The organism is Nonomuraea sp. NEAU-A123, from assembly GCF_018603905.1.
GTDB lineage: Bacteria > Actinomycetota > Actinomycetes > Streptosporangiales > Streptosporangiaceae > Nonomuraea.
On the sequence record NZ_JAHFZZ010000005.1, the window covers coordinates 123,389 to 146,471 of the forward strand.

The following is a 23,083-nucleotide window of genomic DNA, read 5'->3' on the forward strand; positions in this document are numbered from 1 at the left end:
GTGGTGCGTACCGTGGGGGCGTGACGATCGGCGGAGAGTACGACGCGGTGATCCTGGCCGGGGGACAGGCGCGGCGGCTGGGCGGCCTGGACAAGCCCGGCCTGAGCGTCGGCGCCCGGGCGATGATCGAGAGCGTCGTGCTGGCGGCGTCGGGAGCCCGCACGGTGATCGTGGTTGGCCCCGAACGCCCGCTCCCGGGGGCGCGCGAGAACCACGGCAAGCTGGGGCCCTCGCGCGAGGACCGGCATGGAGCGGAGTCCCCGCAGGAGACGCGGTATGGGGCGGAGTCTCTGCGCGAGACGCGGCAAGGGGTGGAGTCCCCGCGCGAGAGGCGGCAAGGGGCGGAGTTCCTGCGCGAGACGCGGAAGGGGGAGGAGCCCCGGCTGGAGGAGCGTCCGCGGATAGTCTTCGCGCGTGAGGACCCGCCTGGCAGCGGGCCGGTGCCGGCGTTGCGGGCCGGGATGCGCGAGGTCACGGCGCCACGCGTGGTGTTGCTCGCCGGAGACCTGCCGTACCTCAGAGCCGGGCACGTCGCCGAACTGCTCCACGCCTCGTCCCAGGCGGCGCCCGCCGGGCGCGGCGGCGGAAACGTGAGCGCCGATGTGAGCGAGGACGTGGCTGTCGGCATGGGCAGCGGCGACGTGAGCGCCGGGTACGTAGGCGCTGGCGATGTGAGCAGCGGCCACGAGAGCGGCGGGCACGCGGGCGGCGGGCACGCGGGCGGCGGCCACGTGAGCAGCGGGCACGCGGGCGGCGCATACGAGAGCGGCGGCCACGAGAGCGTGGGCGGCGGCCAGGTGGGCGGTGGGGATGCTGGCGGTGGGGTCGTGGTGGTCGATGATGGCGGGCGGGAGCAGTGGCTGCTGAGCCTCTGGTCTGCCGAGACGCTGCGCCGGGCGCTGGATGGCTATACGGGGCGCTCCCTGCGAGGGCTGCTCGGCCCGCTCGTCCGCGCTCGTGTGGCGTTGCCCGGCCGGCCGTGGTTCGACTGCGACACAATGGACGATCTAGAGGAGGCTCGCATGAACGTGCTGAACGAATGGACCGCCCTGGCCTGCAAGGAACTGGGCGTCGACCCCGCCCGCGTCGACCGGGACCTGATCCTGGAGCTGACCAAGGAGGTGGCGCACGGCGTCGCCAGGCCCGCCGCGCCGCTGACCGCCTATCTGCTGGGGCTCGCCGAGGGCGCCGGCACCGCGCCCGCCGACGCGGTGGCCCGGATTACCGCGCTCGCCAGGAACTGGAGTGAGGCCACGGCCGAGACGCTGACCGACAGTTGACACTCCAACGAACTGTTGATGTCAAGCCATGCTCAAAGTTGCGGATTTCATGCGAATAGTGAGCGCCGCAGAGCGTAAACGATTTCGGGAAAGAGGCCCTACCCAAGTGGGTTCCAGGGCTATTGGACTGATCGTCCGAGAGAGAGTTTCCCCAGGAAAGGGGCGACGCCGGGTGGTTACGGGGGCAAACCACCCGGCGTCGCTTCATCGGCGTTCCGACGGGGGCCCGGAACGCCGGCACCAGCACTCCGACGGGGGACCGGAGCGCTTGTCTAAAGCGTACACCTACAACCCATGGGATGCGTCAAGACTTAGTCACGACCCGATCTCGCGTCGATGCCTTGGTATCTCGCTTTGGTTAGCTCCAGGTGTGTGAAAGGTAGGGGGAGGGGCATCCCGACCTCTCTCATTGGCCCCGATTACGGCTATGTATGGCAAAAAAACGGCAGCGGCGATGAACAGCAGCCGGTACGGCACCGGCACCGGCACCACCACGGCCAGGATCAGGCACATCGTGCGGATGCCCATCTTGATGAGGTAGCTGATCTCTCGCCGATGGATGTCCGAGCTCAGCGACGGTTTCGCGTCCGTGACCTGGTGGACGTTCTGCTTCTTGCGCCACCCCTTCATGACTTCCACGGTAGACCCCGTAGGGGTCGCATGCGACAGGGGCCGGGGCCGGCGACAGCGGTCATGCGATCATGGCCTTCGAGTAAGGAGGATGTGGAGATGACGGATCGTACGTACCGGGTGACCGAGATCGTCGGCACGTCGGGGGAGAGCGTCGACCAGGCCATCCGCAACGGGATCAGGCGCGCGTCGGAGACGCTGCGGCACCTCGACTGGTTCGAGGTGACGGAGGTTCGCGGGCACATCGACGCGGGCGAGGTCGCGCACTTCCAGGTCGGCATGAAGGTGGGCTTCCGCCTGGAGGACTCCTGACGACCCGGCGAACGGCGGCCCCGCGAACGGCGACGCCGTGAATGACGACGCCGTGAATGACAGCCCCGCGAAGCGGGGGGGCGGGCGGGCGCCCGGCGCCGCCGCCCCGCGGCCGCGCGGGCCCGGCCGGGGGGCCCGCCTTTATTGCCCCCCCGGCCACGCGGGCGCCCGGGCGACCCGGGCGCGCGCTACCGGAGCGGCACGGTCAGCTCGCCTGGCTGACCGTCGACATGTTGAAGTCCGGCACCCTGACGGCGGGCATCACGGTACGGCTGAAGTAGTCGTTCCACTCGCGCGGCAGCGTCTGCTCGCTGGAACCCACCTCGGACAGCCGCCCCAGCAGGTCGACCGGGCTCTCGTTGAACCGGAAGTTGTTCACCTCGCCCACGACCTCACCGTGCTCGACCAGGTAGACCCCGTCACGGGTGAGCCCGGTCACCAGCAGCGTCTGCGGATCGACCTCGCGGATGTACCACAGGCAGGTGAGCAGCAGGCCGCGCTCGGTGCCGGCGATCATCTCCGCCAGTGAACGCCCGTCGCCGGGCGCCCGCATGATCAGGTTGTCGATCGCGGGCGTGACGGGCAGCCCGCTGAGCTCGGCCGAGTAGCGCGTCTGCTGCAGCGCGCCGAGCCGCCCCTCCTGCACCCAGTCGGTCGCCGACAGCGGCAGGCCGTTGTCGAACACCGAGCTCTCGCGGCTGGAGGCGTGGGCGATCACGAACGGCGCGCACTCGATGCCGGAGGCGGCCGGATCGCTGGCGAGCGTCACCGGCAGCGTGGCCAGTTGCTCGCCCACGCGGGTGCCGCCGCCGGGCTTGGAGAACACCGAGCGGCCGTCCAGCGCGTCCCTGGCGCCCGCGGACCAGTACGCGTAGATCATCAGGTCGGCCACCGCGCTCGGCGGCAGTACGGTCTCGTAGCGCCCCGCGGGCAGGTCCACCCGGGTCTTGGCCCACTCCAGCCGCTGCGCCAGCGACGCGTCCAGCGCCGCCACGTCCACGTCGGAGAAGTCGCGGGTGCCCACGCCCGTCCAGGCCGAGCGCTTCAGGTCGGCCGACTTGGCGTTGAGCTCCAGCCGCCCGGACGGCTGGTCGTGGCGCAGGCGCAGCCCGGTGGACGTGCCGAGGAACGTCGAGGTCAGCGAGTGCTCCGCGAAGCCGTACAGCCTCCGGCCACCGGCCTCGGCGGCGGCGAACGCGTCGCCGAGCGCGGGCGCGAACCGCTCGAACACCCCGATGTCGGTCGGGGTCACCGGCTCCGCCCACGAGGGGCTCGCCGGGACGCCTTCGACCAGCGGCCGCGCGTCCTCGGCGGGTCGCGCCTCGCGCGCCGCCCGGTCGGCCGCGGCCACCACACCGGCGAGCTGATCCGGTCGTACGGCGGCCCGGGAGACCACGCCCACGCCCTGGCCCGCGATCGAGATCACGGTCAGCCGGGCGGAGCGGGCCACGCCGTTGGTCGTCAGCGTGTTGCCCGCGAAGCGCAGGTTGGCCGTGGACCCCTCGTCCACGAGCACGACGCACCCGTCGGTGGTGGACAGCTCCAGAGCCTTCTCCACCATGTCCTGCGGAGAGATCAGGACGGGCGAGCCGGTATGGCCCGCCGAGGATCGCCGCTCGCTCACTTTCCACCCTCCTGCACGGTGTTGAGGATCCGTACGCCCCTGAACAGCCCGGACGGACAGCCGTGGCTGACCGGCGCGACCTGGCCCGGCTGACCCTTGCCGCAGTTGAAGGCGCCGCCCAGCACGTACGTCTGCGGGCCGCCGACGGCCTCCATCGACTGCCAGAAGTCCGTCGTGGTCGCCTGGTAGGCGAAGTCGCGCACCTGCCCGGCCAGCTTGCCGTGGGAGATCCGGTAGGCCCGCTGCCCGGTGAACTGGAAGTTGTAGCGCTGCATGTCGATCGACCAGCTCTTGTCGCCGACGATGTAGAGGCCCCGCTCGACCCGCGAGATGAGCTCCTCGGTCGAGGGTCCGTCGGGCGCGGCGGCGAGCGAGACGTTGGCCATCCGCTGGATCGGCGTGTGTCCCGGCGAGTCGGCGAACGCGCACCCGTTGGACCGCCCGAACCCCTTCATCAGCGCCATCCGCCGGTCGAGCTGGTAGCCGACCAGGATGCCGTCCCTGACGATGTCGAAGCTCTGCCCCTGCACGCCCTCGTCGTCGAAGCCGATCGTGGCCAGGCCGTGCGTGACCGTCCTGTCGCCGGTCACGTTCATCACCGGCGAGCCGTACACGAGCTCGTTGAGCTGGTCGAACGTGGCGAAGCTGGTGCCCGCGTAGGCCGCCTCGTAGCCGAGCGCCCGGTCGAGCTCGGTGGCGTGCCCGATGGACTCGTGGATGGTCAGCCACAGGTTGGACGGGTCGATCACCAGGTCGTGGTCGCCCGCCTCCACCGAGGGCGCGGCCAGCTTCTCCGCCAGCAGCCCGGGAAGCCGGGCCAGCTCGTCGGCCCAGTCCCAGCCGGTGCCCGTCAGGTATTCGTAGCCGCGGCCCACCGGAGGCGCGATCGTCGACATGTCGTCGAACCCGCCATTGGCCGCCTTCATCGCGTTGAGCTTCGGATGCACCCGCACCCGCTGCTGCGTGGTCACCGTGCCCGCCGTGTCGGCGTAGAACTTCTGCTCCTTGACCTGGAGCAGCCGGGCCGAGACGTGGTCGGCGCCCTTGAGCAGCCCGGCCGACCAGTCGGCCAGCAGCGCCACCTTCTCCGCCGACGACACCTCGAACGGGTCGACGTCGTAGGCGGAGACCCACACCGTTTCGGCGTGGACCGGCTCGGGGGCCAGCTCGATGGGCTCCCGGTTGATGGGGGCGCTCACCTCGGCCACCCGCACCGCCTGCTCGGCCACCGTGGCCGCCGCCTCGGGCGTGAGATGGATGCCGGCGGCGAAGCCCCACGTGCCGCCCTTGACGACACGGACCGCGTAGCCGAGGTCGTCGGCGTCCATGGCTCCTTCGAGCCGGGCGTCGTAGAGGCTGAGTGTCTCGGCTCTGACGCGTTCCAACCGGAAGTCGGCATGCTCGGCGCCCAGGTCACGAGCACGTTGCAGGGCGGCGTCCGCCAGCTGCCGCATCGGCAGCTCCAGGAAATCGGAATCGATCTGGCGCATGTCCACGATCCTAACCCCGTGATCTTGTACCTCCCGGACAAGGGCATACCGGCCGGTAAGAGATAGCGTCTGGTGCCATGGCACGCTCAGTACTCGTCACCGGAGGCAATCGCGGCATCGGCCTCGCGATCGCCCGTGAACTAGCCGCGGCCGGCGACGCCGTCGCGGTCACCTACCGATCGGGGGAGCCGCCGGAGGGGCTGTTCGGCGTCAAGTGTGACGTGACCAGCATGTCCGACGTCGAGGCCGCCTTCGACAAGATCGAGGCCGAGCAGGGCCCGGTCGAGGTGCTGGTCGCCAACGCGGGCGTCACCAAGGACACGCTGCTGGCGATGATGAAGGAAGAGACCTTCACCGACGTCATCGACGCCAACCTGACCGGCGCCTACCGCGTGGCCAAGCGGGCCATCAGGCCCATGATGAAGCTCAAGCGCGGCCGCGTCATCCTCATCTCCTCCGTCGTCGGCCTGTCCGGCTCGGCCGGCCAGACCAACTACGCCGCCTCCAAGGCGGGCCTGATCGGCTTCGGCCGCTCCATGGCGCGCGAGTACGGCTCGCGCGGCATCACCGTCAACGTGGTCGCGCCCGGCTTCGTGGCCACCGACATGACGGCCGATCTCGACGTGGAGGCCATCATCAAGAACATCCCGCTCGGGCGCCAGGCGGCGCCGGGCGAGATCGCGCGCGTCGTCCGCTTCCTGGCGAGCGACGACGCCTCTTACATCACCGGGGCCGTGATCCCGGTCGACGGCGGACTCGGAATGGGGCACTGACGTGGGAATTCTCCAAGGCAAGCGGATCCTCGTGAGCGGCGTGCTCACCGACGCGTCGATCGCGTTCTCGGTGGCCAAGCTGGCCCAGGAGGAGGGCGCCACCGTGGTGCTCACCGGGTTCGGCCGGATGAGCCTGGTCGAGCGCATCGCCAAGCGGCTGCCCGAGACGCCGCCGGTGCTCGAGCTCGACGTCCAGAACATTGAGCACCTCGACACGCTGGCCGCCCGGATCGGCGAGCACGTCGACGGCCTCGACGGCGTCGTCCACTCCATCGCCTTCGCCCCGCAGAGCGCCCTCGGTGGCAACTTCCTCAACACCACCTGGGAGGACGTCGCCACGGCCATGCACATCTCGACCTACTCCTACAAGTCGCTGGCCGTCGCCTGCCTGCCGCTGATGAAGGAGGGCGGCGCGGTCGTCGGCCTCGACTTCGACGCGAGCAAGGCGTGGCCGGTCTACGACTGGATGGGCGTCGCCAAGGCGGGCCTGGAGTCGTGCAACCGCTATCTCGCCCGTGACCTGGCCAAGCAGAACATCCGCGTCAACCTCGTCGCCGCCGGGCCGCTGCGCACGATGGCGGCCAAGTCGATCCCGGGCTTCAAGGAGTTCGAGGACAGCTGGCCGGAGCGGGCCCCGCTGGGCTGGGATCTGTCCGACACGGTCCCCGCCGCCAAGGCGTGCGTGGCGCTGATGTCCGACTGGTTCCCCGCCACCACCGGCGAGATCGTCCACGTGGACGGCGGCGCCCACGCGATCGGTGCCTGACCTGTTCTGACCCCGATCCGCGGCCGTCGCCGCCGGCTGTCTAAGCCAGGCGGTGGCGGCTGTTGGCCGCTCTGGCCGGTTCGAAGGGGATCGAGTCCGGCTGCTCCGTACGCTGGCGGCGCTGCTGGACGATGCGGGTGGCCAGGATCGCCGACGTCAGGAGGGCGATCGTCAGCGAGGTGCCCAGGACGTCCGAGGCCGGTTTCGACGGGCGGATGATGGGCTGGTCGCGCATGGGATCGGTGAGGTCCCTGGCGAAGGGGTTGGGCCACAGGAGGTCTATTCGGGGCTCGTCCGTGTCGGCGGTCTGGATGTCCTTGACCGGGTGTTCGGTCGTGCCCAGCTCGTAGGGCTCGGTCTGCGGCGGCGTCGGGCCCCCCGTCGGGAGGGTTGTCGTCGTCGTTGAGTCCTTCTTGTCGCGTTTGTTGGGCTTCGCGGTGGGCGTGGGCTTGGCGGAGTCCTCGGGGCCCTGCGGGTTCTCAGGGTCCTTGTGTTGTGTCTGGACGTCCTGGTTCTCGCAGGCCAGCGCCGGGATACAGACCTCGCTGAGGGTGTTGGGCAGCAGGTGGTCGCCCGACGGTGTCGGCTGGGGCTGCCCCGTTGCGCTGGGGATCGTCGTCGGGACCGCGTCGCCCACCGTGCCGAGGACGTCGTCCGCGGTCTTGCCGACCTTCTTCGTCACGGGATTGAGCGTGTCGCCCGTGAGGGTGTCGACCGTGCCGGTGACCGCCTCCACGACGTCGCACAGGCCGTTCGTCACTCCGGAGAGCAGTCCGTCGCCGCGCGTGCAGTCGGTGGCCTCGGCCAGCGCGGGCGACCCGACGACCGGGATCGCGACCAGCGCCAATGCGAGAGCTCCAGCCGAGATCGCGGTCCTGCTCCCCATCCGTCCCCTCCTGGGTTGCTTACGGAGGAAATCTTGATGGACTTCGGCGGTGCGACGCAGGTGTTTTCCGGCTAAAGTTGCGATTCGGTATCGACGCGTGACACGCGAGCATGACTCTCGTTCGCTCTCAGTCGAGCGACGACACGTCATCCAGGGCCTCACGTATCTCTCGCGGCAACACCACGTCCTCGGCGGTCAGTGCGCCGGCGAGCTGAGCGTGCGTACGGGCACCGACGATAGCGGAGGCCACGCCCGGTTGGTCGCGTACCCATGAGAGCGCCACCGCCAACGGCGAGACCCCGAGCCCGTCGGCCGCGGTCATCACGGATTCGACCACACGACGGCTGCGCTCGTCGAGATAAGGGCGGACAAAATCGGCGAAATGCGGCGTAGCGGCCCGCGAATCGGCCGGGATTCCCGTCCGGTACTTGCCCGTCAGAACGCCCCTGCCGAGCGGTGACCAGGCCAGCACGCCCGCGCCGACGTGCTCGGCGGCGGGCAGCAGCTCGCGCTCCGGCTCGCGGGCCAGCAGGGAGTATTCGGCCTGGGCGGAGGTGATCGGGATGCGGCCGGGGATCACCCGCTGCATGACCGCGGCGGCGGCCAGTTGCCAGCCCGCGTAGTCGCAGACGCCCGCGTAGACCGCCCGGCCCGAGGAGACGATCGCGTCGAGCGCCGCCATCGTCTCCTCCAGCGGCACCTCGGCGTCATAGGTGTGCAGCTGCCAGAGGTCGATGTAATCGAGGCCCAGCCGGTTCAGGGAGTCGTCGACCGCGGCGATCAGGTGGCGCCTGGAGGCGTCCCGCGGCCGCCGGCCCGACGGCGTCACCACCGCCTTGGTCGAGATCACCAGCTCGGAGCGCGGCACCGAGTCGCGCAGCATCCGGCCGAGCAGGCGCTCGGCGTCGCCGCCGGTGTAGACGTCGGCCGTGTCGACCAGGGTGCCGCCCGCGCTCATGAATGTGCGCAGCTGCGCCGCCGCCTCGTCGGCGCTGGTGTCACGCCCCCAGGTCATCGTGCCGAGCCCCAGGCGGGACACCGACAGGCCGCTCCGGCCGACATAGCGCTGCTCCATGATCCCGCCAGGTTACCGCCCGGGTGCGTGAAACGCCGTGATCCACGCCTGCGACACTTGGTCGGTGACCACCCTCCTTCTCGTTCGCCATGGGCTTACCGCCCTCACCGGGCCGGTGCTCGCCGGCCGTACTCCCGGAGTGCATCTGAGCGACGCGGGCCGGGCACAGGCCGCGGCGCTGGCCGGGCGCATCGCGGGGGTCCGGCTCGACGCCATCGTCTCCAGCCCGCTCGAACGCTGCCAGGAGACGGCCCTGGCCGTCGCCGAAGGGCGCGGCATGGACGTACAGACCGACGAGCGGTTCGTGGAGTGCGGTTACGGAGCGTGGACCGGACGGCCGCTGGCGGAGCTGGCGAAGGAGCCGTTGTGGCAGGTCGTGCAGGCTCACCCGAGTGCGGTGACATTTCCGGAAGGGGAGGCACTGACCGAAATGCAACACCGGGCCGTGGCCGCCGTACGGGAGTGGAACCAACGCCTCGGGGGGAAGGGAGTCTACCTGGCCTGCAGTCACGGAGACGTGATCAAGGCGATCGTCGCCGATGCGCTGGGACTCCATCTGGATCACTTTCAACGGATAACAGCTGATCCTGCAGCTCTCACCGTCATTCGCTATGCCCCCCTGCGTCCCTTTGTGCTCAGGCTTAACGATATGGGGGAATTGCAGCTTCCCGAGGATTCGGAGGAGAAAGACGGGGGAGAAAAACTCACCGGGAGCGATGCCGCCGTCGGCGGTGGACCCGGAACCACGTAAGGTCAGGCTATGCCGGTCTTCGACTACGACCCACCAGAGAGGTTCGTGGCCGGTGCCTTGGGGCAACCGGGCGCACGAGCCTTCTTTCTGCAGGCCAGAGCCGAGGGCAGACTGACCACGGTAGCGCTGGAGAAACTGCAGGTGGCCGCACTCGCGGGCAGGCTGGACGAGCTGCTCGACGAGGTGCTGCGCCGCAGTGGGGGCACCGCGCACGTGCCTGCCATGGCGCCCGCCGACCTGACCGACGACAAGCCCCTCGAGGTGCCTGTCAGCGAGGACTTCAGGGTCGGCACCATGGCACTGGCCTGGGATCCCGACACGTCACAGGTGGTGATCGAAGCGCAGGAGATCATCGACGAGGAAGCCGTCGAGGCACCCGAGCCCGCCATGCTGCGGGTGCGGATCAGTGCCGGGGTCGCCCGTGCGTTCACTCAGCGGGCGCTCCAGCTCGTCGCTGCGGGCCGACCGGCGTGTCCCCTTTGCGGACAGCCACTCGACCCCGAGGGACACGTCTGCGTCCGTCTCAACGGCTATCGCGGGGGTGAGGCGACGTCATGAGCGCTCCGGAGAGCGAACCGGCTACCAAGCCTTCGCACCCGTCGCCCCTGGAGGACGAGGGGGCGCTCAAGCTGCTCCGCGACGGCCGCCTGGAGGTCGCGGGCCGCCTCGTCGAGGCGACCAACATGACGCTCTACTGCTCGATCACGCTCGGCGGGCGCACCGCCGCGTGTGTCTACAAGCCGGTACGCGGCGAGCGCCCGCTCTGGGACTTCCCGGACGGCACGCTGGCCGCCCGTGAGGTCGCGGCGTTCGAGGTCTCCCAGGCGACCGGCTGGCAGATCGTGCCGCCGACCGTCTACCGGGAGGGCCCGTTCGGCCCCGGCATGTGCCAGCTCTGGATCGACACCGAACGCGAGGTCGACCTGATGCGCCTGGTACGCAGCCGCAACCCGGTGGTGCGCCGGATGGCGGTGTTCGACGCGGTGATCAACAACGCCGACCGCAAGGGCGGCCACCTGCTGCCGCTGCCCACCGGCCACGTCTACGGGGTCGACCACGGCGTCTGCTTCTCCGCCGAGGACAAACTACGCACCGTGCTCTGGCAGTGGCGGGGCAAGCCGCTGGCCCGCGAGGCCGTGGCCACGCTCACCAAACTGGAGCGCGACATCGAGTCGGGTCAGCTCGGCCGCAGGCTGCGCGACCTGCTCACGCTCGCCGAGGTCGAGGCGACCTGGACCCGGATCAGACGGCTGCTCGAAACCGGCCTGCACCCCTACCCCTCCCGCGACTGGCCGGCCATTCCCTGGCCGCCGATGTAAACGGCCATCCCCTGGCGGCCGTGGTAAATCCGTTTACTACGCTTTGCCTTATGTGCACGGTGATCGTGAAGACGGGCCGGCCCCTGACGCTGATGGGCGTGCGAGACGAGTTCGCCGACCGGCCCTGGGAGGGGCCGGGAGAGCACTGGCCCGAACACCCCGGCGTGCTGGGCGGGCGCGACCTCAAGGCGGGCGGCACCTGGCTGGCCGTCGACTCCGCCAGGCGCCGCGCGGCCGCCCTCCTCAACGGGCACGGCCGGCCCGCTCCCGAGACCACCAGGACCTCCCGCGGCGACCTGCCGCTCCTCGCCGTCGAGGCCGACGACCTGCCCGACGTCGACCTGACCCGCTATGACCCCTTCCACCTGCTGCTCGCCGACCCGACGCGGGCGCGCCTGTTCAGCTGGGACGGGGAACGGCTCAGCACCTCCGAGGTGCCCGACGGCACCAGCATGATCGTCAACACCGGCCTCAACCCGGAACACGAACGGGTGGCCGCCTACCGCTCGCGCTTCGAGAGCTCCGCCGACTGGCGCGAGCTCATCGCCGCCGCCCCCTCAGCCGACCCGTCGGCCCTGATCCTCCGGCACGAGCTGCCCGATGGCCGCGTCTTCGCCTCGCTGTCCGTCACCCTGGTCACGCTGGCGCCGGAGGGTGTGACGCACGAGTTCACGGACCTGACCGCTGATCGGGACGGATAGGCTCAAAGGCATGAGATCGTGGTCTGCCCCCACCATTCCCGCTCTTCCCGGTGAGAGCGTCCCACTGCGGCTCTACGACACGGCGGCCGGGCAGGTCCGGCAGACCGATCCGGGTCCGACCGCCCGCATGTACGTGTGCGGCATCACCCCCTACGACGCCACCCACCTGGGCCACGCCAACACCTACCTGGCCTTCGACATGGTCGGCAGGCTCTGGCGCGACGCGGGCCACGAGGTGCACTACACCCAGAACGCCACGGACGTCGACGACCCGCTCCTGGAACGCGCCGCGCAGACCGGCATCACCTGGCAGCATCTGGCCGAGCGGGAGATCGAGCTGTTCCGCACCGACATGGAGGCGCTGCGCATCGTGCCGCCGCGCGAGTACGTCGGCGTGACCGAGGTCGTCGGCGGGGTGGCCGAGCTGATCGCCAAGCTGGCGGCCAAGGGCGTCACGTACGAGCTCGACGGCGACGTCTACTTCAGCGTGGCCGACGCGCCCAAGTTCGGGCAGGTGTCCGGCTACAGCGAGGAGCGGATGATCGAGCTGTTCGCCGAGCGCGGCGGCGACCCCGGCAGGACCGGCAAGCGTCACCCGCTCGACTGGCTGCTCTGGCGGGCCGAGCGGCCCGGCGAGCCGGCCTGGGAGTCGACGCTCGGCCGCGGCCGGCCCGGCTGGCACATCGAGTGCACCGCCATCGCCCTCGACAACCTGGGCGCCGGCTACGACGTGGCGGGTGGCGGCACCGACCTGATCTTCCCGCACCACGAGTGCGGCGCCTCCGAGGGGCACGCGGCCACCGGGGAGTGGCCGTTCGCCAAGTTCTACACGCACGCCGGGATGGTGGCGCTCGACGGCGAGAAGATGTCGAAGTCCAAGGGCAACCTGGTCTTCGTCTCCAAGCTGCGAGGCGTGCACGACCCGATGGGGATCCGGCTCGTGCTGCTCGCCCACCACTACCGCGAGGACTGGGAGTACGTCCCGGCCCAGCTCGCCGCGGCCGAGGCCCGGCTGGCCGTCTGGCGCTCGGCCGTCGGGATGGCCGCGGCGCCCGACGCGGCCGGGCTGCTGGCGCAGGTACGCGAACGGCTCGCCGACGACCTGGACACGCCGGGCGCGCTGGCCGCCGTCGACGCCTGGGCCGAACGGGCCCTGTCGGGCGACGGCTCGGACCCGACGGCACCGGCCCTGGTCCGCGACCTGACCGACGCCCTGCTGGGCGTCGCGCTCTAGAGAGGACAGCCCGGCGTTCGCGCACCGTGGCCGCGTGGTCATCGACCCTTGTGCTCACCCCCCAAGTGCGGCGAGGCGGCATACCTTGCCGTCGATCACCTGCCCGTACACGGCCTCGGTCTGTTCGGCGACGCGCGCCCAGCCGTACCTCTCCTGAGCGCGGCGTGCCCCCGCCGCGCCGATCGCCTTGCGCCGGTCCTCGTCGGTGAGCAGGTCGCGCAGGGCCCTGGCCAGTGCTCGCGGGCGGCGCGGCGGCACCAGCACGCCGCAGCCGGCGACCGTGTCGAGGTGCCCGCCGACCCCGGAGGCCACGACCGGCACGCCGCACGCCATCGCCTCGATCGCCACCATGCCGAACGGCTCGTACCAGGGCACGCAGACCACCACGTCCGCCGAGCGCATGAGCGCCGGGACGTGGGCGCGGGGGACGCTGCCGATCACGTGCACCCGGTCCCCGACGCCGCATCCGGCGGCCAGTTCGCGCAGCCGTACCGACTCCTCGCCGTCCTGGTGCCCGCCGGCGATGACCAGGTCGGCCTCGGGAAGCCGGCGCATGGCCTGGATCACCGTGTCGACGCCCTTGCGCGGCACCTGGCGGCCGATGCTGAGCACCATCGGACGCCGGGTACCCGCTCCGGCGCGCGGCGCGACCGGGCCCTGGGGGCAGAACTCGGTCAGGTCCACGCCGCACGGCACCACCGCGATGCGCTGCTCGGGCACGCCCATCGCGCGCAGTTCGTTCACTTCGTCGCCGCAGGTGGCGAGCACCGCGTCGGCGCGGGCGCCGATCTCGCGCTCGGTCGCGAGTCGGTGCGCGGGGCTGGTGTCGGCCGGACCCTGCCAGCGCCGCTTGACCGTGCCCAGCGCGTGGAACGTCTGCACCACCGGTACGTCCTCGGAGGCCTGCAGGGCCGCCTGGCCGCTCATCCAGAAGTGCGCGTGCGCGACGTCGGGCCGGCGCACGGCCCAGCGATCGGCGAGACGGTCGGTGAACTCCGGCATGTACCGCGGGAGCTCGTCCTTCGGGATCGGAACCGCGGGGCCGGCCGTGACGTACTCGACCGTGACGCCGGGTGCCAGGGGCACCGAGTCCGGCTGGGCCGGATCGGAGCGGCGGGTGTGGACGACGACCGTGTGCCCGCGCTCCCCCAGCGCGACGGCCAGCGCGGCGACGTAGACGTTCTGGCCGCCGGAGTCGACGCTGCCGATCGCGGCCAGGGGGTCCGCGTGTTCAGAGATCAGATCGACATTCACTGGTCAGCTCCCTCACTGCTTTGACCACCTGCTCGCTTGTCACCTGTGACAGACCTGGGTGCCCGGGGGCAGAGACAGGACAACCGGGGGGCGAACAGGCTCACGGCAGGCGTACCGACTGCGGCTGCCAGGTGCGCGGGGCCGGTGTTTCCGGCCACGAGCGCGCCGGCCCGCTCGATGAGGGCTGCCAGCTGTGAGAGCGTCGTTCTACCGCCGAGGTCGACCGCAACATCGTGGGCGACATAGGCGGTGAGCTCGCGCTCCTTGCCTGTCACGACGACCCGGTGCCCGTCTTCGGCCAGCTCCCGGACCGCTTGCCGATGCCGCTCGGCAGGCCAGGTCCTGGCGGGTGCTGACGTCCCCGGGTGGATCACTACGTACGCGCCTTCACCGGCGCCTGTGCCGGTATCTATAAGGTTCCCGATAACGTTCCCAATATCCGGAAGTGGTGGGCGGACAGCGAGTTTTCCCTGATCATCGGGCGGTAATTCGAACCCGGCGGCCCAGCGCCCGCGGGCCGAACTCGGAGCCAGGGGCCAGGAAAGATCGCATTGCTGCCGAGAAATCTCATCGACTTTGGCTACCGAGAGAAGTGGATCTCAAACCTGGGACGCCCTGACGCGGCGGGGGAACAGGCCGAGGGCTCTGCGGTTGGTCACGCTGAGTAGTTGTTTGTGGAGGGGGCTCCCGGGTAGCTGGGCGGCAGCGCGACGGAGGTGAAAGGTGTTCGAACCACGACGTCCCGGGGCTGTGCTCTTCGACCGGGACGGAACCCTGATCAAAGACGTCCCCTACAACGGTGACCCGGCGCGGGTCGAGCCGATGCCGGGCGCGAGGGAGGCGCTGGTGCGCCTGCGCCGGGCCGACGTGCAGGTGGCGGTGGTCACCAACCAGTCGGGCGTGGCCAAGGGCCTGCTCACGCCGGACGAGATGGATCAGGTGAACGCCAGGGTCGAGGAGCTCCTCGGCCCGTTCGACGCGTGGGCCATCTGCGTGCACGACGACACCGACGGCTGTACCTGCCGCAAGCCCGCGCCGGGGCTGGTGATCAGGGCGGCGGCCGTCCTCGACGTCAGCCCGCGCGACTGCGTCGTGGTGGGCGACATCGGCAGGGACATGGAGGCGGCCAGGGCCGCGGGGGCCAGAGGCATCCTGGTGCCGAGCGGCCAGACCCGCGCGGAGGAGATCCAGCAGGCCGCCGAGGTGGCCGAGGACCTGTCCGACCTCGCGGACCGCGTGCTGAGCGCCGTCGCCGAGGCCGGCGGGGTGGCTTCCGGGAGGGTGCGCTCCGCGGTCTGGTCACCGGTGGTGGGCTGGAGCCGCTGGTGAGGAAGACGATCGAGGCCGGCCGGGGTTGACCGCGTAAAAACTTCGTCAACCACCCGGAGCTCACCGCCGCGGCAGCGGCGCGTTACGGGCTGACCAGGATTCCTGGCCGATTGGGATCTACTTTTTGCGGAGGTATGACCGGAAAAAGGAGGGGTAGGGGCCTCCAACATGATGATGATGGATTGGTCGCGTAAGGCGTCCTGCCTGGTCGTAGACCCGGAATTGTTCTTCCCGATCTCGCCCGAAGGGCCGGGCCACGCGCAAGTCGAGCGGGCCAAGGTCGTCTGCCGCGGCTGCCCGGTACGCGAGCCCTGCCTCGACTACGCGCTCAGCACCGGACAGACCTACGGAGTCTGGGGCGGCACCGACCCGTCACAGCGGCGAGAACTCATCCTGACATCACCTCAGCGAGAAAGCGTTGGCGCTCGCCGTCCTCGAGACGGTCGCTGAACAGCACGCCGTCGAGGTGATCGACCTCGTGCTGCAGCACCCTGGCGAGCACACCCAGCGCCCGCACGGTGACGGGCTTGCCGAACGCGTCGCGGCCACGAGCCATGACCATGTACGAACGTTCCAGCGGCCACCACAGGCCCGGCGCCGACAGGCACGCCTCGTCCGCCGTGATACGCCGCTCGGACAGCTCCAGCCGCGGATTGACCAGGCACCCTGACTTGCCGTCGTAGGAGTAGACGACGACACGCAGCGGCACCCCGATCTGGGGTGCGGCCAGGCCGGCGCGGCCGGCTCCCGCGCGCATCGTCGCTGTCAGGGACTTGACCAGCCCCCGGAGCTCCCGGTCGAAGTCGTGAACCGGCGCCGCCACCGAACGGAGCACCGGATCGCTGAACACACGGATAGGGCGGACTGTCACCGCAACTCCCCGATTGGTCGCGTCGTCTGGGGAGAGGCTTCCCGCGCGCCTTCAGGATCAACCGTCGGGATTCTGGGTTGTAGCACAGCGGTAACAAGGGAGACCCAGGGGCGAAACCGCCCGAAAGCACTATCTATTCTGTGATCTCACTTCCGGCTCATGGGCCTGTGATGCTTGGCCGGGTGCTCGGGGCCCGGCCAAGCCCACCACTACAGGAGGTGTTCGCGTGAGCGCGCTTCCCCTCGACGAACCGGCGCGAGCGCTGGAGACGGCGCCGGACGCGCTGTCCGGCTTCACCGTCGGCGTGACCGCCACCCGGCGGCGCGAGGAGTTCGGCGCGCTGCTCGAACGGCGCGGCGCGCGGGTGGTGAGCGCGCCCGCCATCAGGCTGGTGCCGCTCTCCGAGGACTCCGACCTGCTGGCCGCCACCCGGCTCAGCCTGGCCGGGCCGGTGGACGACGTGGTCATCACCACCGGCGTCGGCTTCCGCGGCTGGATGGCCGCGGCCGAGGGCTGGGGCCTGTCCGCCGACCTGGCCGACCACCTGACCAAGGCCCGCCTGCTCACCCGCGGCCCCAAGGCCAGGGGAGCGGTGCGCGCCGCCGGGCTGAACGACCACTGGACCCCCGCCACCGAGTCCTGCGAGGAGGTCAAGCAGTACCTCCTGGCCCAGGACCTGCACGGACGCCGCATCGCGGTGCAGCAGCACGGCGAGCCGCTGACGGAGTTCGTCGCCGTGCTGCGGGAGGCCGGGGCCGAGGTGATCGAGATCCCGGTGTACCGGTGGTTGCCGTACCGCGACCCCTCGCCGCTGCGCCGCCTCATCACCCAGACGCTGTCCGGCGCCGTGGACGCCGTGGCCTTCACCAGCGCGCCCGCCGTACACGCCATGCTCGGCGCCGCCCGGGCCGAAGGGCTGGAGGAGCAGTTGCTGGCGGCGTTCGGCGACCGCGTCGTGGCCGCCTGCGTCGGTCCGGTCACCGCCGGGCCCCTGGTCACGCGGGGGGTACGCACGCTGCAGCCCGACCGGGCGCGTCTCGGCGCGCTGGCCAGAGTGCTGGCCAGGCACCTGCCGGAACACGGCGTCACCCGGCTGGAGGCCGGCGGGCACCGGCTGGAGATCCGCGGGCACGCGGTCGTCGTCGACGGCGAACTCAGGCCGCTGCCACCCGCGCCGATGGCCGTGCTCAAGCGCCTGGCCGACAAGCCCGGCCATGTGGTCTCCCGCACCGACCTGCGTACCGTGCTGCCGGGCAGCCTGTCGCGCGACTCGGCGGAGCACGCGGTGGAGATGGCGATCACGCGGCTGCGGCGCGCGCTCGGACCCAGCGGGATCGTCGAGACGGTGGTCAAACGGGGCTACCGGCTCGCCTGCACCCACGAGGCGGCGTCCCTGTGACGTCACCCTCGCCCAGGCGGGTCGCTCCCGTTTCTGTGGCGCCGATGCCGGTCGCGTCTGTGCGGGCCGGAGCTACCGCGCCGACGCTGGTCCTGGCCGCGCATGGGACGCGGAGCGCGGCGGGGGAGCGATCCCTGGCCGCGCTGGCCGCGGCGGTCCGGCGGACGCGGCCCCGGCATCGCGTCGAGCTGAGCTACCTGGAGATCAGCTCGCCTTTGCTGGCCGACGTACTGTCCGCGGTCCCCGGACCCGTGGTCGTGGTGCCGCTGCTGCTCGCGGGCGGCTACCACGTGCACATCGACCTGCCGAACGTCGTCGCCGAGCACCGCCCCGACGCGCTCGTCGCGCCGCCGCTCGGACCGCACCGGCTGCTCACCACCGGGCTCGCCCGCAAGCTGGCCCGCGCGGGACTCCGTCCCGCCGACACGGTCATCCTGGGCGCGGCCGGCTCCTCTGACCCGGCCGGGCTCGCCGACGTCCGTGCCGCCGCCCACCTTCTGGCGGTACGGCTGGGCCGCCCGGTCACGGCCGCCTTCACCTCGGCGGGCAGCCCGTCGCTCGGCGAGGCCGTCGAACGCGTCAGATCGAGCCCGGCGCCCCGCCTGGCGGTCGCCTCGTACCTGCTGGCGCCCGGCTTCTTCCACGGCCGCCTGACGGAGGCGGGCGCGGACCTGGTCAGCGAACCCCTGGGAGCCGATCCCGCCGTGGTGGAGCTGATCTGGCACCGCTTCGACCAGGCGACCACCCGGACCGCCGTACCGAACACCCGGACCGCCGTACGGACCGCCTAGAGCGTCGGTCATTCCGCGTCATGAGACGCTTTCAGGGCGAGCCGGTGAGCATGTACGACGACGCCGTCAAGGGACGACCGCCGATCACGCCCGCCCAGCTCGCGCCGGCGTCGCCTTTCTAGCCGAACAGGCCGTTGATGGTGGCGTTGGCCTGGTCGAGTGCGTTGACGTCGCTCTTGAACGCGAAGATCGACTCCATGGTCTCGGTCATGGTGGCCTTGATCTCGGCCCAGTGCTCGGCGATGGGCGCCAGGTGGGTCGTGCCGTTCTGCACGTGCGTGGTGAACGGCTTGACGTCGATGCCGGCGTCGGCGAAGGCCTGCTCCGCCTTGACCGTCGCCGTCTTGATGGCCGGGAATATGATGGCCTGCTTGGCCACGATCTCCTCCTGGCAGGCCGGCGAGCCGAGGAACTTGACCCACGCCCACGCCGCGTCGGGGTTGTCGGTGTTCGCCGAGATGTTGTCGGCCAGGCCGTTGAACACGCTCGCCCGCTTACCCGTCGGCCCGATCGGGGTCGGAGCGAGGGCCGACTTCACGCCCTTGAGCGCCCAGTAGGTCTTGGTGTTCCAGCTTCCCTCGGTGACCATCGCGTACTTGCCCGCCCCGTACGCGTCGATCTGGCCGACCCCCGAGGAGACGATGTCCAGGTTCGGCATGTAGCCCTTGTCGATGAGCGAGGTGAACCACTTGATGGTCTCCTTGAACTTCGGGTCGGCGTAGTTGAACCGGGTGGGCCACGGGTTCTGGTCGGCGTAGTTCCAGCCGTTGCCCATCGCGTACTCGCTCCACTCGGTCTGCCCGAAGGCGTCGCCGCTGCCGTTCAGGCCGAGGCCGTAGGTGGCCACGTGCTTCTTGTCGAAGCCGGGCTCGTCGCCGCGCTTGCCGTTCTTGTCCACGGTGAGGTGGGCGATGGCCTTCTCGTACGTGCCGCCGTCCTGAGGGTTCCAGCTCAGCTCGGCCATCTCCGCCGGCTTGAGGCCGGCTTCCTTGAGCTTCTCGGTGTTGTAGATCACCGCCACGGTGTCGAAGTCCTTGGGCAGCCCGTAGCGCTGTCCGTCCTTGGTCACCCACAGGTCGGCCAGGCCGTCCTGGTAGATCGACAGGTCCACCTTGTCCCGCTTGACCTGGTCGGTGATCGGCAGGAGCTGGCCCTGGGAGGCGAACTGCGGGTACTGCGACAGGTGGCTGACGAAGACGTCCGGGGCGGTGCCGGAGACGAAGCCGGTCGTCAGCGTGTTCCAGTAGTCGTCCCAGCCGTACTGGGTGATCTTGACGGTGTAATTGGGGTTCGCCTTGTGGAAGGCGTCCGCGCAGGCCTGGTATTGGGGCTGCTGGGCGGTGTCCCAGAGCCAGTAGTCGATCGTGGCGGGACCGGCGGCGGCGGGCTTGTCGCCCTCCTGGGAGGTGCCGCATCCGGTCAGCAGCAGCGCAGCCGCGCAGGCGACGGCAAGAGAACGCTTCACAACAACATCAACCTTCCGTGGTTGGGGGGACGGCGTTCACTTGACGCCGGTGTAGCCGATGGAGTCGATGACGCGGCGGCCGAGCACGGCGAACAGCACCATGATCGGCAACGCGGCGAAGAGGGTGGCGGCCATGAGCCCGGCCCAGTCGGGGCTGCCCTGCGGGGTCTGGGAGCGGAAGATGCCGAGCGCGACCGTGAGCACCCGGACGTTCTCCGCCTTGCCCACCAGCAGCGGCCAGAAGTAGTCGTTCCAGCTGGTGATGTAGGTGAGGATGGCCAGCGTGGCGATGGGCCCCCGGCTCATGGGCAGGATGATGCGGAAGTACGTCCGCACGTGACCGGCCCCGTCGATGCGCGCGGCCTCCTCCACGCTGCCGTTGATCCCGAGGAAGAACTGCCGCAGGAAGAACACCGCGAACGGCGTCATGAGCAGCTGCGGCAGGACGATGCCGAGATAGGTGTTGAGCAGCCCCAGCTCCTTGACCAGCACGAAGTTGGGCAGCGTGGTGAAGATCGGCGGCACCATGAGGGCGGTGACGAAGACCGTGAAGACGGCGTTCCGGCCCGGCCAGCGCAGCCGCGCGAAGGCGTAGGCGGCCATCGAGCTGAAGAAGACCTGCCCGAGCGTGATCGTGGTCGAGACGACGATCGAGTTGCGCAGGTAGAGCCAGAAGCTGACCGTGCCGCTCGACCCGCCCTCGGCCACCGCCTCCGCGGTGCTCGACAGGCCCAGCACCCGGCGGTAGGCGCCCAGCGTGAAGTCGACGGGCAGCAGGTCCGCGGCGCCTCCGGCCAGCGCGCGGGTGCTGGAGAAGGACGTACGCAGCATCCAGTAGAACGGGAACAGCGTCACCGCCATGACCACGACGAGCACGGCCCAGCCCGCCACCCGGCCCCAGCGGATCGAGGCCATCATGACCCCCTCAGATCGGACTCGGCCGCCCGCGAGAGGCGCATCTGCAGATACGCGATCCCGGCGAGCAGGACGAACAGCACGGACGACAGCGCGGCGGCGTAGCCGAAGTTGAACCGGTTGAACGCCTGGTCGTAGATGTAGAAGTAGATGACCCGGGTGGCGTTGATCGGCCCGCCCCCCGTGGTGACGGCGACGGTGTCGAAGACCTGGAACGATCCGATGACGCTCAGCACCATGACCAGCGCCATGACGGGGCGCAGCAGCGGGAGCGTGACCCGCCAGAACGTCCGCCACTCCGAGGCGCCGTCGATGGCGGCGGCCTCGTACACGCTCGGCGGGATCATTTGCAGGCCGGCGAAGATGAGCAGCGCGGTGTAACCCATGTGCCGCCAGGTGTTGATCCCGGCGATGGTCGGGATGGCCCAGTCCGAGCCGAAGAACGCCACCCGGTCGAAGCCCAGCCACTCGATCACGTTGTTGACCACGCCGAGCTGGAAGTCGAGCATCCAGAACCACACAAGGGCCACGACCACGTTGGCGACGAGGTAGGGCAGCAGCACGATCCCGCGTACCAGCATCGACTTGGTCAGCCGGTACAGCAGGACGGCCAGCAGCATGGAGATCACGGTCTGTGTGCCGATGTTGATCAGCACGTACTCGCCGGTGACCTTCAGAGCGTTCCAGAACAGGTGGTCGCCGAGCAGCCGCTCGTAGTTGTCCAGTCCAATGAAGCGCGGTGGGGTCAGGACGTTGTACTTGGTCAGGCTCAGGTACACGCCGCGGACGGCGGGCCAGAGGTAGAAGACGGCGAAACCGACGGCCGCAGGGAGGATGAAAAGGGCCGCGACGGGCAGGTCGCCCAGGCGGCGTCGGCGTGAAGGAGGGATCTTGGGCACTGTCCCGGGCGTGAGGCGGGGGGCGGCGCGGACGGTATCACTGGTCATCAGACCTCCTAGTGCCCGCCGGCGGTTGATCAGCGGTGCAACAACAGATGCTGGAGAGCGGTGACTGCCGCTCCCCTGGCCCACTCGTTGAAGGCGAAGGGCTTGACGACCACCCGTACGGGGGTGGACGTCCAGTGCGTGTGACGGGCGAGCGCGGTGTGGAAGGCCTCCGCGCACACGTCGTACATGTGGACCGACTCGCCGGACAGGACGACGAGCTCGGGTCCGGCGATGTTGGCGATGGTGGCGACCACCTGGCCCAGGGCGGCCCCGGCCTCGTCCAGCACGCGGCGCGCGACGGGGTGGCCGTCGGCCGCCATGGCCAGGCAGTCGTCGAAGGTGAGCTCGGGCCGGTCGAGCGTGGTGGCGATCGAGCGGCGGATGGCGGGGGAGGTGGCGTACGCGCGGGCGCAGCCGTGGTGGCCCCGCTCGCACATGGGGCCGCGGTCGTCGATCTGCAGGTGGCCGATCAACCCCGTGGCGCCCGACTGCCCGGTGACCAGGCGGTCGCCGACGACGAGCCCGCAGCCGAGGCCCGCCCCGACCGTGACCAGCGCGAACGACGAGTGGCCCACGCCCTCGCCGAACCACTGCTGTACGGCCGTCAGCGCCCGCACGTCGTTGTCCAGCACCGTGGGCACGGACACGGCCTCCTCCACCAGCGTCGCCAGCGGTAGCTGGCTCCAGCCGAGGAACGGTGAGGTGTGCACGACGGGGTCGGCCGGCGTGGCGGTGCCGGCCAGGCTGATGCCCACGGCCGACAGGGGCCCCGGGACGGTCAGCTCCTCGACCACCTCGACGATCTGGCCGAGCACGTGGTCGATCTCGTGGTCCGCCAGCGGCCTGGAGGTCTCCATCCGCACGGTGGCCGAAAGGTCGGTACGGACGGCGAACAGCTCGTCGGCGGTGAGCTTGATGCCGACGAACGACATGCGCGAGGCGTCCACCTGCAGCGGCTGCGACGGCCGCCCGACGGTGGCCGGGCCCTCACCACTGGCCTCCAGCAGGTAGCCCGCCTCGATGAACGGCTTGGTCAGCTTGGTCAGCGCGGACGGTGACAGGGCGAGCCGCCTGGCCACCTCCGCTCTGGATAAGGGGCCATGCACGAGCAGCTCGACGAACACGGATCGCATGGCGTCGGTGAGCCGCACAGGATCGCTGGAGGTCTGTGAGAACACGGGGCCCATGGTTGGTCCCGTTTGTTCATGTTGTCAAGTAAATGAGTGGCACGAATCACAGAAACGAGGTATGCCCCGGGTTCTTTCGTTGAC

At 70.3% G+C, this 23,083-nt stretch carries 24 protein-coding genes and 3 pseudogenes; 15 read left to right on the forward strand and 12 right to left on the reverse strand.

What is annotated here, in order from left to right:
* Nucleotides 1-26: 26 nt before the first annotated feature.
* The 3 pseudogenes from KLK06_RS63060 to KLK06_RS59910 form a co-directional block, all read left to right on the forward strand.
* Nucleotides 27-191: pseudogene (locus KLK06_RS63060) on the forward strand (NTP transferase domain-containing protein); the annotation flags it as partial.
* Nucleotides 192-389: 198 nt separating this feature from the next.
* Nucleotides 390-578: pseudogene (locus KLK06_RS63065) on the forward strand (NTP transferase domain-containing protein); the annotation flags it as partial.
* Between the two features lie 456 nt (nucleotides 579-1,034).
* Nucleotides 1,035-1,280 (forward strand): annotated as a pseudogene (locus KLK06_RS59910) (DUF6457 domain-containing protein); the annotation flags it as partial.
* 315 nt (nucleotides 1,281-1,595) lie between these two features.
* Here the strand turns inward: KLK06_RS59910 and KLK06_RS16285 are convergent.
* The gene (locus KLK06_RS16285; RefSeq protein ID WP_214636820.1) at nucleotides 1,596-1,910 is read right to left on the reverse strand and encodes a DUF3099 domain-containing protein; all 315 of its coding nucleotides are present in this window, start codon (nucleotides 1,908-1,910) and stop codon (nucleotides 1,596-1,598) included.
* 99 nt (nucleotides 1,911-2,009) lie between these two features.
* On the opposite strand from KLK06_RS16285, the gene KLK06_RS16290 reads away from it, so the two are divergent.
* Complete coding sequence (locus KLK06_RS16290; RefSeq protein ID WP_189126916.1) at nucleotides 2,010-2,222, forward strand: dodecin; 213 nt, start codon at nucleotides 2,010-2,012, stop codon at nucleotides 2,220-2,222.
* Nucleotides 2,223-2,427: 205 nt separating this feature from the next.
* Here the strand turns inward: KLK06_RS16290 and KLK06_RS16295 are convergent, their stop codons facing one another.
* The gene (locus tag KLK06_RS16295; RefSeq protein WP_214636821.1) at nucleotides 2,428-3,783 is read right to left on the reverse strand and encodes a metallopeptidase TldD-related protein; all 1,356 of its coding nucleotides are present in this window, start codon (nucleotides 3,781-3,783) and stop codon (nucleotides 2,428-2,430) included.
* A gap of 59 nt (nucleotides 3,784-3,842) precedes the next feature.
* Nucleotides 3,843-5,336: a TldD/PmbA family protein gene (locus KLK06_RS16300; RefSeq protein ID WP_214636318.1), complete on the reverse strand. Its 1,494-nt coding sequence runs from the start codon at nucleotides 5,334-5,336 to the stop codon at nucleotides 3,843-3,845.
* Nucleotides 5,337-5,413: 77 nt separating this feature from the next.
* Between KLK06_RS16300 and fabG the strand changes: the two genes are divergently transcribed.
* Together fabG and fabI are read left to right on the forward strand one after the other, a co-directional pair.
* A complete protein-coding gene (gene fabG / locus KLK06_RS16305) occupies nucleotides 5,414-6,109 on the forward strand; it encodes a 3-oxoacyl-ACP reductase FabG (RefSeq protein ID WP_214636319.1) in 696 nt (231 codons plus the stop codon).
* Nucleotide 6,110: 1 nt separating this feature from the next.
* Nucleotides 6,111-6,875 carry an enoyl-ACP reductase FabI gene (gene fabI, locus KLK06_RS16310; protein ID WP_214636320.1) on the forward strand — a complete coding sequence of 255 codons (765 nt, stop codon included), beginning with the start codon at nucleotides 6,111-6,113 and terminating at the stop codon, nucleotides 6,873-6,875.
* A 40-nt stretch (nucleotides 6,876-6,915) separates the two neighbouring features.
* Here fabI and KLK06_RS16315 read toward each other — a convergent pair whose 3' ends face one another.
* Nucleotides 6,916-7,761, reverse strand: coding sequence for a hypothetical protein (locus KLK06_RS16315; RefSeq protein WP_214636321.1), 846 nt, complete (start codon nucleotides 7,759-7,761; stop codon nucleotides 6,916-6,918).
* Nucleotides 7,762-7,888: 127 nt separating this feature from the next.
* Nucleotides 7,889-8,836: an aldo/keto reductase gene (locus tag KLK06_RS16320; RefSeq protein WP_214636322.1), complete on the reverse strand. Its 948-nt coding sequence runs from the start codon at nucleotides 8,834-8,836 to the stop codon at nucleotides 7,889-7,891.
* Nucleotides 8,837-8,900: 64 nt separating this feature from the next.
* On the opposite strand from KLK06_RS16320, the gene KLK06_RS16325 reads away from it, so the two are divergent.
* Genes KLK06_RS16325 through mshC form a run of 5 tightly spaced genes read left to right on the forward strand, consistent with a single transcriptional unit; the run spans nucleotide 8,901 to nucleotide 12,841 of the window.
* Complete coding sequence (locus KLK06_RS16325; RefSeq protein ID WP_214636323.1) at nucleotides 8,901-9,587, forward strand: MSMEG_4193 family putative phosphomutase; 687 nt, start codon at nucleotides 8,901-8,903, stop codon at nucleotides 9,585-9,587.
* Nucleotides 9,588-9,596: 9 nt separating this feature from the next.
* Nucleotides 9,597-10,145: a DUF3090 domain-containing protein gene (locus KLK06_RS16330; protein WP_214636324.1), complete on the forward strand. Its 549-nt coding sequence runs from the start codon at nucleotides 9,597-9,599 to the stop codon at nucleotides 10,143-10,145.
* A complete protein-coding gene (locus KLK06_RS16335; RefSeq protein WP_214636325.1) occupies nucleotides 10,142-10,906 on the forward strand; it encodes an SCO1664 family protein in 765 nt (254 codons plus the stop codon). Before KLK06_RS16330 ends, KLK06_RS16335 begins: the two co-directional genes overlap by 4 nt.
* Nucleotides 10,907-10,956: 50 nt before the next feature.
* A complete protein-coding gene (locus KLK06_RS16340; protein ID WP_214636326.1) occupies nucleotides 10,957-11,607 on the forward strand; it encodes an NRDE family protein in 651 nt (216 codons plus the stop codon).
* Between the two features lie 10 nt (nucleotides 11,608-11,617).
* Complete coding sequence (gene mshC / locus KLK06_RS16345; RefSeq protein WP_214636327.1) at nucleotides 11,618-12,841, forward strand: cysteine--1-D-myo-inosityl 2-amino-2-deoxy-alpha-D-glucopyranoside ligase; 1,224 nt, start codon at nucleotides 11,618-11,620, stop codon at nucleotides 12,839-12,841.
* A gap of 54 nt (nucleotides 12,842-12,895) precedes the next feature.
* Here the strand turns inward: mshC and KLK06_RS16350 are convergent, their stop codons facing one another.
* Nucleotides 12,896-14,095, reverse strand: a complete 1,200-nt coding sequence (locus KLK06_RS16350) for a glycosyltransferase (RefSeq protein WP_214636328.1) — start codon at nucleotides 14,093-14,095, stop codon at nucleotides 12,896-12,898.
* Nucleotides 14,092-14,469 (reverse strand): glycosyltransferase family 9 protein, encoded by a 378-nt coding sequence (locus KLK06_RS16355; RefSeq protein WP_308168282.1) that lies wholly within the window; start codon nucleotides 14,467-14,469, stop codon nucleotides 14,092-14,094. The genes KLK06_RS16350 and KLK06_RS16355 overlap by 4 nt, the downstream gene beginning before the upstream one ends.
* A 349-nt stretch (nucleotides 14,470-14,818) precedes the next feature.
* Here KLK06_RS16355 and KLK06_RS16360 point away from each other — a divergent pair, with 349 nt between their 5' ends.
* The gene (locus tag KLK06_RS16360; protein ID WP_308168283.1) at nucleotides 14,819-15,424 is read left to right on the forward strand and encodes an HAD family hydrolase; all 606 of its coding nucleotides are present in this window, start codon (nucleotides 14,819-14,821) and stop codon (nucleotides 15,422-15,424) included.
* A gap of 177 nt (nucleotides 15,425-15,601) precedes the next feature.
* Nucleotides 15,602-15,874 (forward strand): WhiB family transcriptional regulator, encoded by a 273-nt coding sequence (locus KLK06_RS16365; RefSeq protein WP_214636822.1) that lies wholly within the window; start codon nucleotides 15,602-15,604, stop codon nucleotides 15,872-15,874.
* Here KLK06_RS16365 and KLK06_RS16370 read toward each other — a convergent pair.
* Nucleotides 15,813-16,295: a peptide deformylase gene (locus tag KLK06_RS16370; RefSeq protein WP_214636329.1), complete on the reverse strand. Its 483-nt coding sequence runs from the start codon at nucleotides 16,293-16,295 to the stop codon at nucleotides 15,813-15,815. The two genes, KLK06_RS16365 and KLK06_RS16370, sit on opposite strands and share 62 nt — an antisense overlap.
* A 226-nt stretch (nucleotides 16,296-16,521) precedes the next feature.
* On the opposite strand from KLK06_RS16370, the gene KLK06_RS16375 reads away from it, so the two are divergent.
* On the forward strand, nucleotides 16,522-17,694 hold the full coding sequence (locus KLK06_RS16375) for a uroporphyrinogen-III synthase (RefSeq protein ID WP_214636330.1): 1,173 nt from the start codon (nucleotides 16,522-16,524) through the stop codon (nucleotides 17,692-17,694).
* A gap of 44 nt (nucleotides 17,695-17,738) precedes the next feature.
* A complete protein-coding gene (locus tag KLK06_RS16380) occupies nucleotides 17,739-18,485 on the forward strand; it encodes a sirohydrochlorin chelatase (RefSeq protein WP_214636331.1) in 747 nt (248 codons plus the stop codon).
* A gap of 118 nt (nucleotides 18,486-18,603) precedes the next feature.
* On the opposite strand, the gene KLK06_RS16385 is transcribed toward KLK06_RS16380, so the two are convergent.
* Genes KLK06_RS16385 through KLK06_RS16400 form a run of 4 tightly spaced genes read right to left on the reverse strand, consistent with a single transcriptional unit; the run spans nucleotide 18,604 to nucleotide 22,990 of the window.
* Nucleotides 18,604-19,950 (reverse strand): sugar ABC transporter substrate-binding protein, encoded by a 1,347-nt coding sequence (locus KLK06_RS16385; RefSeq protein WP_214636332.1) that lies wholly within the window; start codon nucleotides 19,948-19,950, stop codon nucleotides 18,604-18,606.
* A 36-nt stretch (nucleotides 19,951-19,986) separates the two neighbouring features.
* Complete coding sequence (locus KLK06_RS16390) at nucleotides 19,987-20,868, reverse strand: carbohydrate ABC transporter permease (protein ID WP_214636333.1); 882 nt, start codon at nucleotides 20,866-20,868, stop codon at nucleotides 19,987-19,989.
* A complete protein-coding gene (locus tag KLK06_RS16395) occupies nucleotides 20,865-21,812 on the reverse strand; it encodes a carbohydrate ABC transporter permease (protein ID WP_214636334.1) in 948 nt (315 codons plus the stop codon). Before KLK06_RS16395 ends, KLK06_RS16390 begins: the two co-directional genes overlap by 4 nt.
* 29 nt (nucleotides 21,813-21,841) lie before the next feature.
* Nucleotides 21,842-22,990 (reverse strand): ROK family transcriptional regulator, encoded by a 1,149-nt coding sequence (locus tag KLK06_RS16400; RefSeq protein ID WP_214636335.1) that lies wholly within the window; start codon nucleotides 22,988-22,990, stop codon nucleotides 21,842-21,844.
* Nucleotides 22,991-23,083 lie beyond the last annotated feature (93 nt).